10 protein-coding genes are annotated in these 10,707 nt (G+C 66.0%); 6 read left to right on the forward strand and 4 right to left on the reverse strand.

The features are described from left to right. Positions 1 to 118 precede the first annotated feature (118 nt). The gene (locus ACFWCF_RS26070; RefSeq protein WP_378493144.1) at positions 119 to 1,006 is read right to left on the reverse strand and encodes a LysR family transcriptional regulator ArgP; all 888 of its coding nucleotides are present in this window, start codon (positions 1,004 to 1,006) and stop codon (positions 119 to 121) included. 72 nt (positions 1,007 to 1,078) lie between these two features. On the opposite strand from ACFWCF_RS26070, the gene ACFWCF_RS26075 reads away from it, so the two are divergent. After that, a complete protein-coding gene (locus tag ACFWCF_RS26075; RefSeq protein WP_378493145.1) occupies positions 1,079 to 1,681 on the forward strand; it encodes a LysE/ArgO family amino acid transporter in 603 nt (200 codons plus the stop codon). Positions 1,682 to 1,689: 8 nt separating this feature from the next. Here the strand turns inward: ACFWCF_RS26075 and ACFWCF_RS26080 are convergent, their stop codons facing one another. Both ACFWCF_RS26080 and ACFWCF_RS26085 read right to left on the reverse strand, forming a co-directional pair. Beyond that, a complete protein-coding gene (locus ACFWCF_RS26080; RefSeq protein WP_378493152.1) occupies positions 1,690 to 2,568 on the reverse strand; it encodes a cation diffusion facilitator family transporter in 879 nt (292 codons plus the stop codon). A 37-nt stretch (positions 2,569 to 2,605) separates the two neighbouring features. Beyond that, a complete protein-coding gene (locus ACFWCF_RS26085) occupies positions 2,606 to 3,025 on the reverse strand; it encodes a pyridoxamine 5'-phosphate oxidase family protein (RefSeq protein WP_378493146.1) in 420 nt (139 codons plus the stop codon). 123 nt (positions 3,026 to 3,148) lie between these two features. On the opposite strand from ACFWCF_RS26085, the gene ACFWCF_RS26090 reads away from it, so the two are divergent. The 5 genes from ACFWCF_RS26090 (at position 3,149) to tgt (ending at position 10,188) form a co-directional block, all read left to right on the forward strand. After that, entirely contained in the window at positions 3,149 to 5,881 is a 2,733-nt protein-coding gene (locus tag ACFWCF_RS26090) for a calcium-translocating P-type ATPase, PMCA-type (RefSeq protein WP_378567962.1), read from the forward strand. Between the two features lie 41 nt (positions 5,882 to 5,922). Beyond that, positions 5,923 to 6,825: an amidohydrolase family protein gene (locus ACFWCF_RS26095; RefSeq protein WP_378493148.1), complete on the forward strand. Its 903-nt coding sequence runs from the start codon at positions 5,923 to 5,925 to the stop codon at positions 6,823 to 6,825. A gap of 180 nt (positions 6,826 to 7,005) precedes the next feature. Next, the gene (locus tag ACFWCF_RS26100; protein WP_378493149.1) at positions 7,006 to 7,509 is read left to right on the forward strand and encodes a cysteine dioxygenase; all 504 of its coding nucleotides are present in this window, start codon (positions 7,006 to 7,008) and stop codon (positions 7,507 to 7,509) included. A 141-nt stretch (positions 7,510 to 7,650) separates the two neighbouring features. Next, a complete protein-coding gene (locus tag ACFWCF_RS26105) occupies positions 7,651 to 8,871 on the forward strand; it encodes an MFS transporter (RefSeq protein ID WP_378493150.1) in 1,221 nt (406 codons plus the stop codon). Positions 8,872 to 8,922: 51 nt separating this feature from the next. Beyond that, complete coding sequence (tgt, locus tag ACFWCF_RS26110; RefSeq protein ID WP_378493151.1) at positions 8,923 to 10,188, forward strand: tRNA guanosine(34) transglycosylase Tgt; 1,266 nt, start codon at positions 8,923 to 8,925, stop codon at positions 10,186 to 10,188. A gap of 36 nt (positions 10,189 to 10,224) precedes the next feature. Here the strand turns inward: tgt and tnpA are convergent, their stop codons facing one another. Further along, on the reverse strand, positions 10,225 to 10,641 hold the full coding sequence (gene tnpA / locus ACFWCF_RS26115; protein ID WP_378567966.1) for an IS200/IS605 family transposase: 417 nt from the start codon (positions 10,639 to 10,641) through the stop codon (positions 10,225 to 10,227). Positions 10,642 to 10,707 lie beyond the last annotated feature (66 nt).

Raw genomic sequence — 10,707 nt, forward strand, 5'->3', positions numbered from 1 at the left:
AGGGAGCGTAAGACGTGTGCTTGCATGCGCGGACCCGGTGAAGCAGGAACCCGCTGAACAGATCTTGCCGGATGGTGAGGCTGCGTAGGAATCCTTCGTGTTCACGCGGGGGAGGAAGTCAAGGCTCCCGCAATACTTCCCGGGCTGTACGACGCACGGCCGCGGTGAGTGCGTCGAGCACGGGGGAGTCGAGGCGCCAGCGCTGCCAGTGCAGCGGGACGTCGAAGGGGTCGTCGGGGGCGAGGTGCACGAGATCGGTGGTGTCGGTGAGCATCGCGTCGGGCAGCATCCCCCAGCCGAGTCCGAGACGGGCGGCATCGACGAATTCGAGTGCGCCGGGAACATAGTTCCGCGGAACTGCCATGCGACGACGGGTTCGCTTGCGCAGGAATCGATCCTGCATGTCGTCCTTGCGGTCGAAGGTGAGCATCGGAGCCTCACGGATCGCTTCGGCGGTCATACCGTCGGGGAACCATCTTTCGGAGAAGTCGGCGCTGGCCATCGCGTGATAACGCATGGATCCGAGTTTCTCGGAGGTGCAGCCCTGCACGGGTTCGGGTACCGAGGTGACTGCGGCCATCGCGGTGCCGTCGCGAAGCAATGCGGTGGAATGGTATTCGTCCTCGCGATGCAGCTCGAACAGTGCCCGGTGACGGACGGGCATGCGTGCGAGTGCGCGCAGCATCCACGTGGACATCGAATCCGCGTTGACGACCAGGGGAATCGTCACGTACGTGCGTTCGTCGGCAGTGAGACCGAGTTCGTCGGAGGCGTCGTCCTCCAGGCGCGCGACCTGTCGCGCGAGACGCATCACCACTTCACCGGACGGAGTGGCCGACACCGGGCGGGTGCGGCGCAGCAGGACCCGGCCCACATGTTGTTCGAGTGCCTTGATGCGCTGGCTCACCGCCGACGGCGTGATGCGCAGGACAGCGGCGGCGCCGTCGAATGTGCCTTCGTCGAGGACCGCTGCGAAAGTCCGCAATTGGGAGAAGTCGACATCCATATTAAGCAACTCTAATGCAGAGTTAGAGAAATCAACTTTTCTTATGTACTTCGGATTCCTAGCGTGGAGCGCATGTCACTCCTCGCCGCCGGCTTCGTCACAGGTCTGTCGCTCATCGTCGCGATCGGCGCGCAGAACGCCTTCGTTCTGCGCATGGCCATCGCGCGACGACACGTGCTGCCCGTGATCGCTGTGTGCGCGATCTCCGATGCGCTCCTCATCACGGCGGGTATCGCAGGAATTGCGACGATCCTCGACCACGCGCCCGGCGTCATCGATGTGATCCGTTGGGCGGGAGCTGCTTTCCTCATCGGATACGGGCTTCTCGCAGCGCGTCGGGCACTGCGTCCGTCGGCGTTGTCCGCGGCGCCCGGCGGAGCCGTCACCATCGGCGCAGCGCTCCTGACCTGTCTGGCATTGACCTGGCTCAATCCCCACACCTACCTCGACACCGTGCTCATGCTCGGATCGGTCGCCAACCATTACGGGAACCCGGGTCGCTGGTGGTTCGGTGCGGGCGCCATCACTGCGAGCGCCGTGTGGTTCGTCGCGCTCGGATACGGGGCGCGTTATCTGCGCAACTGGTTCGCCAAGCCGGGGTCCTGGCGGATCCTCGACGGTGGTGTCGCGGTACTCATGTTCGGGCTCGGTGCAGGGCTCGTTGTGTCCTCCTGACGCTCGCGCTACGCGCGCGGAGCAGTGCCGGGCTTCCGGTAGCCAAGGGGCTCGAGGTGGGTGAACACCGTCACCCCCGGCAGCGCGTCCCGAAGGTCGGCCTCGAGCCGGTCGAGCAGATCGTGCCCGGTACGCACCGACCAATCGCCCGGAGCGCGCACCGTCAGATACACGAACCGCTGGCGCCCGGACTCGCGCGTGCGCGGCGGCAGGAACTGCACCGGCCCCGACGCCCGATAACGGTCGAGCACCGCGTTCACCACGGCGACATCGTCGGCGGGGAGCGCGGCATCGAGCATGCCCACGACCGACTGTTTCACCAGTCCGTATCCGATGCGCAGGATGTTCAGTGCCACTACGATCGCCACGATCGGATCGAGCACGTCCCATCCCGACACCGCGACCAGCGCGACACCGGCCAGTACCCCGACCGACGTCCACACGTCGGTGAGCAGGTGTCTGCCATCGGCGACCAGCGTGATCGACCGGTGCTTCCTGCCTTCGCGGATCAGCACGAGTCCGACCGCGAGGTTGATCACGGACGACCCGGCCGAGAGCGCGAGACCGAGACCGGCCTCCTCGACCGGCCGAGGCGACAGCAGTCGGTCGATCGACGTCCACAAGATCGCGGTCGCGGCCGCGAAGATCATCGTGCCCTCGACGGCAGCCGACAGATACTCGGCCTTGCCGTGGCCGAAATCATGGTTGAAGTCGGCAGGTTTCGCGGCCAAGCGCAACGCGAGCAGCCCCACGATCGCAGCAACCAGGTTGACGCCGGACTCCAGGGCATCGGAAAACAGGCCCACCGATCCTGTCAACCACGCAGCGAGTGATTTGAGGGCCATCGTCGCCAGCGCGGCCGCGACCGACAACCACATGAATCGCATGAGCAGCCGATGCGACTGCGCCGAGGTCACCGCAGTGTCAGCTTTTGACCAGGGTGTATCGGAAACCGGTGACCTCGGTGGCCGCGACTTCGACGTAGTTGTACTTCGGTGTCGGAACCCAGGGCGTCAGCCCGAGCGCGTCGATCCGCGCCGCGTCGTCGAAGCTACGGAGGATGCGTGCATTTCCGTGCACCACGACACTCCACGCGGTGTCGTCCTGGACGTGGTCGACTTCGAACGCCACACCGGGATGGACGGCCAATTCGGAGAGCTTGCTGCCCTCGCCGGTACGGAAGTACACCTTGCCGGCGTCTGCGACGTAGTTGACGGGGTAGATCTCGGGGCGCCCGTCCGTGACGGTGACCAGTCTGCCCACCTGTCGGGTCGCAAGAAGTTTCCAGGACTGTTCGTCGGTCAGGATCGTGACAGTTTTTCCTGCATTCGGGGTTTCACTCACGGGCGTGCCTCCTCGAGCTCGATACCGTCCCGTACACCACATCATGAACGTACGCCCGGCGCAGGAGTACCACCTGCAGTTACGGTGAGAACGACCCGCCCGCGCACGTGGATCGGAGTATCGATGTCAGCCGAGACTGTGTCGAGGTGGCACACCCGACCCGCAGACGACGTCGCGGAGGCCTTCGACGTGGCCCCGGATCGAGGATTGACCGCAGGCGAAGTGGAGCGACGCCGCGCGGAGCACGGACCCAACGTGCTCGACGAGGTCAAGAGCATCCCCGCGTGGCGGAAGGTGCTGTCGCTGCTCGCCGACAGGATGACCCTCGTCCTCGTCGTCGCCGCGGTCGTCAGCGCGACCGTGTCGCGGGAGTGGGAAACACCCGTGGTCATCTTCGCGGTGATCGCCCTCAATACCGTTCTGAACTACGTGCAGGAAGCCCGCGCCGAGAACAGTCTGCAGGCGCTGAAACAGATGTCCGTGTCGACCACGCGGGTCCTGCGCGACGGTCGCGGTGTCGAACTGGCCCGAGCCGACCTCGTTCCCGGCGACATCGTGCAGCTCGAAGCAGGCGACTCGGTGCCTGCCGACGGCCGCCTCGTCGCTGCCGTACGACTCCAGGTCGCGGAAGCCGCGCTCACCGGTGAGTCACAGCCCGTCGACAAGACCGTCGATGCTGTCGACGACCCGCAGGCCCCCCTCGGCGACCGCCACGACATGCTGTTCATGAACACCGAGGTGACCCGCGGACGTGCGTCGATGGTGGTCACCGACACCGGTATGCGCACCGAGATGGGTGCGATCGCCGCGCTCCTCGGCGCGGCCGGCGTCGAGCAGACGCCGCTGCAGCGGCGCATCGGTCAACTCGCGCAAACTCTTACGATCGTCGCGATCGTCACGGTCGCACTGGTGTTCGTTCTCGGTCTGCTACGCGGGCAGACGTGGTCCGAACTGCTCGTCACCGCAGTGTCGCTGGCGGTCGCGACCATTCCCGAAGGTCTCACCGCGGTCGTTGCGTTCACCCTGGCCATGGGAGCGTCCCGGCTCGCGGCGCGCGGCGCCATCGTCAAACAGCTCGCGGCCGTCGAAACGCTCGGCAGCACCACCCACATCGCTACCGACAAGACCGGCACCTTGACCCTCAACGAGATGACGGTGCAACGGCTCCTGGTGCACGGGCGCAACTTCCGTGTCACCGGCACGGGTTATGGAACGGACGGCAAGATCCTCGTCGGCGACGGCATGCCCGCGCCCGACCTCACCGATGCCCTCCTGGGCATGGCCATGTGCAACGACGCGACCGTGCGCGACGGAGTCCTCGTCGGCGACCCCACCGAAGGCGCCCTCGTGGTGCTGGCAGAGAAGGGCGGCATCGACGTCGAGGGCAGCCGTACTGCCCTCGCCCGGATCGAGGAAGTGCCGTTCGACTCGGACTACAAGTACATGGCCACCTTTCACGCCCACCCGGACGGCGGCTATCGGTGCTTCGCGAAGGGTGCGCCGGGTGTGCTGCTCGAACGAGCGTCGTCGACATCCGGTGCCGACGGCACGGTGCCGCTCGACGACGCCACTCGCGCCCGGATCCGTCACACGGTCGACGACCTCGCGTCGGAGGGCCTGCGCACCCTCATGATTGCCGGTCGCGCGCTCGACGCGGTACCGCGGGGCGACGCGGACGCCCTGCAGAGCGCGGTGTCCGATCTGACCGTCTACGCGATCGTGGGCATAGTCGACCCTCCGCGACCCGAGGCGAAGGATGCCATCGACGTGGCGCACGGCGCCGGTATAGCGGTGCACATGATCACGGGGGATCACCTCGTCACCGCGTCGGCCATCGCGAGCGAACTTGGGATCCAGGGCACAGCAGCGGCGGGCGCTGACCTCGACACTCTCTCCGACGACGAACTACGCGATCAGGCAGCACGATTCGGTGTCCTCGCCCGCGTGGCACCCGAGCACAAGATCCGGTTCGTCAAAGCATTGCAGGCCGACGGACAGATCGTCGCGATGACCGGCGACGGAGTCAATGACGCGCCCGCGCTCGAGCAGTCCGACATCGGCGTCGCCATGGGCATCACCGGAACCGATGTCTCCAAGGGCGCCGCGAACATGATCCTCACCGACGACAACTTCGCGACCATCGTCGCGGCGGTGTCCGAGGGACGCGGCATCTACGACAACATCGTCAAGTTCGTGAAGTTCCAGCTCACCACCGCATGGGGATTCGTGCTGATCTTCCTCACCGCCGGTGTGCTCGGCCTGGCGGGCGGGGCGCCGTTCACCGCGTTGCAGATCCTGTGGGTGAACATCATCATGGACGGACCACCCGCGCTCGCGCTCGGTGTGGACCCCACCGAACCGGACGCCATGAAACGGCCACCGCGACCGGTGAAGGAAGCGCTGCTCACCAGGGATCGCGTGCAGCGAATCCTCGGACTCGGTGTGCTGATGACGGCCGGCACGATCGCGGTCCTGCACTACGGCCCGGAACTGTTCCCCGACAGCGCATCCGATCCGTTGTTCGCGACGACACTCGCCTTCACGACCTTCGTGTTCTATCAGGTGTTCAATCTGTTCAACGTGCGGTCGAATCTCGGTTCGGTGTTCTCGATGCGGACCTTGACCAATCACACGATCTGGATCGCAATCGTCGCCGTTATCGTGCTGCAGATCTGCGTGGTGCAGATGAGTGTGCTTCAGGGATTTTTCGACACCACCTCGCTCACGTCACAGCAGTGGGCGCTCGCCGTCGCGGTCGGGTCGACTGTGCTGTGGGTCGATGAGGTGGGCAAGTTCGTGGCCCGGCGACTCGATGCTCGGAGGTCGGCGCGAGTCGAGACGCCCGTCCTGACCTGAACGGTTGACTCGACACAACAGGGGAGACAACGCTGGACACCATGAAGCGCCGCTCCCGCGTCGACGTGCATCAGCACCTGTGGCCCTCGTCGTTCGTCGACGCCCTCCGCGACCGCAGCGACCCGCCCCGGCTCGACGGCTGGACACTGCATCTTTCCGGCGAGCCGCCGTATCAGGTCGATCCGGCCGATCATTCGGTCCGCGCGAGGGCGGCCCTTGCGGTCCAGGACGGAATCGACCTGGCCCTGGTGTCGATGTCGAGCGCGCTCGGAATCGAGACACTTCCCGTGGACGAGTCCGGCCCGCTGCTCGACGCCTACCACGAAGGTGCGCTGGCGCTACCGGCCCCGTTCGGGGTGTGGGCGGCCGCGAATACAGCCGAGCCCGACCCTCGGATGCTGCGCGACGTGCTCGCGGCCGGGTGCGTCGGCCTGCAGCTACCGGCCACCGCGCTGGCCGATCCGGCGGGACTCGATCGGTGCGCGCCGTTACTCGCGGAACTCGAGCGTGCGGGCGCGCCGCTGTTCGTTCACCCGGGTCCGGCGGCGGCGCCCGGTGCGCCCTCGTGGTGGCCGGCGATGGTGACGTACGTCGGCCAGATGCACACCGCGTGGTTCGGCTGGCACGAGTTCGGCGCGCGCCGATTCCCGAGGCTGCGGGTGCTGTTCGCCATGCTCGCGGGCCTGGCCCCGCTGCACGCCGATCGGATGGCCGCCCGCGGCGGGCCCGCCGGAGTGCCCGCGCCGGGTGTGTACGTGGAGACGTCGTCGTACGGGCGTGAGGTTGTTGCAACGGTGATGGCCCACCTGGGCGAGGATCGGGTCTTGCTCGGGTCCGATCGCCCCTACGCTGCACCTCTCGCACTCGGTGGTTCCGCCGGGGTGCGATTGTGCACAGGCAACCCGGCACGATTCTTTTCGAATTGCGTTGATCCGAACTCTTGACCTGCGGTTCCGAAGCGGGTGACATGGTCGTCGTGAACATTCCGACCACTGCGCAGGATCGCGGTCTCCGCACGGCCTCGGCCCGTGCCGACGACGCGCGTCTGCACTGTTGTCACTGAAATCGCCCTCTACCTCTGCTCCGCCCGGGCACATCTGTGCCCCGATTTCGGGAAGTTCGCAATGCTCACTCAGCCAGACCTGCCCATCCGTGCCGACCTCGATCTCACCTCCCTTGCGCTGCAGATCGCACGTGATCCCGACCGATGGCTACCGGTCGTTCGATTCGACGAGCAGGAGCGCTGGTACACCCGGCTGACCGTCGCCGACGATCGCGAGGTGTGGTTGCTCACCTGGCTCCCCGGTCAGCGGACCGAGATCCACGATCATGGCGGCAGCGCGGGTGCCTTCGCGGTGGCACAGGGGGTGCTCACCGAGACCACGGTGCACGCGCCGGCCGGCGCGATCCTGTCCGGATCTCAGGTGTCGTTGTCGCGGAACGAAATTCGATCCGGTGAGGTGGGTGGTTTCGGTGCCCACCACATCCACGAGGTGACGAACGAGTCGGACACCGCCGCCGTCAGTGTCCACGTGTACGCGCCGTCGCTGTCGACGATGAGCCGGTATCGGATCGACGACGGCACGCTCCGGCTGCTCACCTCGGAGCGAGCCGGCGCGGATTGGTAGTGCCCGGATCGATGGTGCACCGCATGGCGTAACTCACGCCGTCTCGAATCGTCGTCGGGGCCCAGGCGCAGGACAATGGAAGCTTGCCCGGTCCGCGGACGGGCGGTTTCTGTCACTCGCTCAATCGAAGGTTCCACCCGCATGACCACCACGGCTTCCGACCGTCCACTCGATCCTGCGCCCACAACCTCCGTCGAGGCCGACAGCGCGACCACCGCGTATCCGGGGCGTGCGCTGGTGATGTGGGCGCTCGCGCTCGGCGGGTTCGGCATCGGAACGACCGAATTCGTGGCGATGGGGCTGCTGCCCGACATCGCCTCCGGGCTCGGCATCTCCGAACCCACCGCCGGGCACGTGGTGTCGGCGTATGCGGCCGGTGTCGTCGTCGGAGCGCCGCTGATCGCAGTGATCGGCGCGAAGCTACCGCGCAAAACGTTGCTGATCGCACTCATGGTGGCATTCACCCTCGGCAACGCGGCGACCGTGCTGGCACCGAACTACGAGCTTCTCATCGCGTCGCGGTTCCTCGCCGGGCTGCCACACGGCGCGTACTTCGGTGTCGCGGCGCTCGTGGCTGCGCATCTCGCGGGGCCGGGTCAGCGTGCTCGGGCGGTGTCGCTGGTGATGATGGGGTTGTCGGTGGCCAACGTCGTCGGGGTGCCCGCGGCATCGTGGCTGGGAATGGCGCTGGGCTGGCGTTCTGCATTCGTCCTGGTCGCAGCGATCGGTGTGGTGACCGTCGCCGCGATCGTCGCGTGGGTGCCGTCCCTGTCGATCCCCATCACCAGCGTGCGGATCGAACTCGGCGCTCTGAGGCGCAAGCAGGTGTGGCTGACGCTCGCGGTGGCGGTCATCGGATTCGGCGGTGTGTTCGCGGTCTACACGTACATCAGCACCACCCTGACCGACCTCGCCGGATTGTCGAAGTCGCTGGTTCCGGTCGCGTTGATGCTGTTCGGGATCGGCATGGTCGTCGGAAACTTCGTCGGCGGCAGGCTCGCCGATCGTGCCTTGGTGCCGGGAATCTTCATGACCGTGACGTCGCTCGCCGTGCTGTTGGCGGTGTTCATCGCCGCAGTGCACAACCCGTACACGGCATTGGTGCTGGTGTTCTTGCTGGGCGCGGGCTGCGCCGCTGTGGGGCCGGGCCTGCAGGTCCGGTTGATGGATGTTGCCGACGACGCACAGACTCTCGCGGCGTCGCTCCACCACGCGGCGTTCAACCTCGCGAATGCGTTCGGGGCGTGGATCGGCGGTGTCGTCATCGCGGCAGGCTTCGGATACACCGCTCCGGCAGCCGTCGGTGTGGTGTTGGCGCTGGCCGGTGTGGCCATCTTTGCGATCGCGGTCCGGCGGCCTTGACCGTGGGCATACGACAGCCGTGGCATACGACCATCATGATTGGATGACGACGTGACCGACCCCAGCGCTACCGACACCACCGTGCCCACCCCGAACGACCCGTTCTTCACCATCGGGACCCGTCTCGACAACGGATTGGGGCGCACAGGCACCATCCACACCCCGCACGGCGACATTCGCACGCCGGCGTTCGTGGCGGTCGGTACGAAGGCGACGGTCAAGGCGGTGCTGCCCGAGGCGGTGGCCGATCTGGGTGCACAGGCGGTACTCGCGAACGCCTACCACCTGTATCTGCAGCCGGGCTCGGACATCGTCGACGAGGCCGGTGGACTCGGCAAGTTCATGAACTGGCCGGGACCGACCTTCACCGACAGCGGCGGATTCCAGGTCATGTCGCTCGGTGTGGGATTCAAGAAGGTCCTCGCCATGGAGTCGGTGGGCGTCCAGAACGACGACGTCATCGCCAAGGGCAAGGAACGGCTCGCGAAGGTCGACGACGACGGCGTGACCTTCAAATCGCACCTCGACGGCTCGAAGCACCGCTTCACACCCGAGGTGTCGATGCGCATCCAGCATCAGCTCGGCGCCGACATCATGTTCGCGTTCGACGAGCTGACCACCCTGATGAACACCCGTGGATATCAGGAGGAGTCGCTGCGCCGCACCCAGGCGTGGGCAGTGCGATGCATCGCCGAGCACGAGAAGCTCACCGCTCAGCGCACCCACCGCCCGTACCAGGCACTGTTCGGTGTCGTGCAGGGTGCGCAGTACGAGGATCTGCGACGGCAGGCGTGCCGCGGTCTCGAATCGATCCGCGGCGAAACGGGCCGGGGGTTCGACGGCTACGGCATCGGTGGTGCGCTCGAGAAGCAGAATCTGGGCACGATCGTGCGCTGGTGCAGCGAAGAACTTCCGGAGCACAAGCCGCGGCACATGCTCGGAATCAGCGAGCCCGACGACATGTTCGTGGCCGTCGAACACGGTGCCGACACATTCGACTGCGTCAACCCGTCACGGGTCGCGCGCAACGCCGCGATCTACACCCCCGACGGACGGTTCAACATCAACACGAGCCGTTTCCGCCGCGACTTCACACCGATCGATGAGCACTGCGACTGCTACACGTGCGCGAACTACACGCGGGCATATCTCCATCACCTGTTCAAGGCGAAGGAGATGCTCGCGTCGACGTTGTGCACGATCCACAACGAGCGGTACACGGTGCGCCTCGTCGACGACATTCGCCAGAGCATCGACGACGACCGATTCGCCGAGCACAAGGCCGAGACGCTGGGTCGGTTCTACCGATCTCGGTGAGAGTGCTCCATCGTTCACGGTGGAGGTGAATCACCGTCACTCAGGGCCACGTTGAGACCTCACGTACTCGGCAATCACCGACAACGGCGCGCCGCCCGCAGTCCCGCAGTAATACGAGCGGGACCATAAATGCCCGCCCCACAGGTACCGGGAAAGGTGCTCCGCGTGATCGCGCCGCACGTGCCGCGATGACACGCCTTTGAGCGAATTCACCAACTTCGACAGCTGTACGGTGGCGGGGAAGCCGACGAGCAGGTGCACATGATCGTCCTCGCCGTTGAACTCCCGCAGCTCGCATCCGAAGTCCGCGCAGACTCTCCGCATGATCTGCTCGCAGTCCACCAAGATCGGTCCGGTGAACGCACCCCGGCGGAATTTCGTGACAAACACCAAATGCACATGACAATCCCAGAGAGCATGTCTACCACGTCGGACAAGGTCAACATCAGTCATGACACCAAATGCTATCGTGCTGGTGTGCTCAAGCGATACCGCTACCGCGCCTATCCCACAGGGGAG

The sequence above is a fragment of the Rhodococcus sp. NPDC060090 genome, from assembly GCF_042729855.1.
GTDB lineage: Bacteria > Actinomycetota > Actinomycetes > Mycobacteriales > Mycobacteriaceae > Rhodococcus.